Raw genomic sequence first — 275 nt, 5'->3', positions numbered from 1 at the left:
GTCCAAGCCGGCCTGGCCACATACCGCCACCACCAAAGCGGCCGAAGCTGACGAGCCCACCCCCGAAGACGAGGCCGAGATCGAAGCCGAAGACGCCGACGATGACGAAGCCGAGGCTCGGGCGCAGTCCGCTGCGCAGGCGCAAGCTCAGGCCCACGCTGCAGCGCGCGCAGCCGCAGCCGCGCTGGACCCGTCACCGTGGTGGAACATGCTGCAGCAGCAGTTCAACCAGATCGCCAGTTCCGCCGCGGCTGCCATGCCCATGCCGCAGAACC

At 69.5% G+C, this 275-nt stretch carries 1 pseudogene; it reads left to right on the top strand.

What is annotated here, in order from left to right:
- Positions 1–275: pseudogene (locus tag ACNQ0W_RS25690) on the top strand (hypothetical protein); the annotation flags it as partial.

Origin of the sequence: Enterobacter cloacae complex sp. 6730903, assembly GCF_048283985.1 — a bacterium.
GTDB classification, from domain to species: domain Bacteria; phylum Pseudomonadota; class Gammaproteobacteria; order Enterobacterales; family Enterobacteriaceae; genus Enterobacter; species Enterobacter hormaechei_C.
Note: the sequence above shows the minus strand (reverse complement) of the source record. Positions and strands in the feature narration are given on the sequence as shown.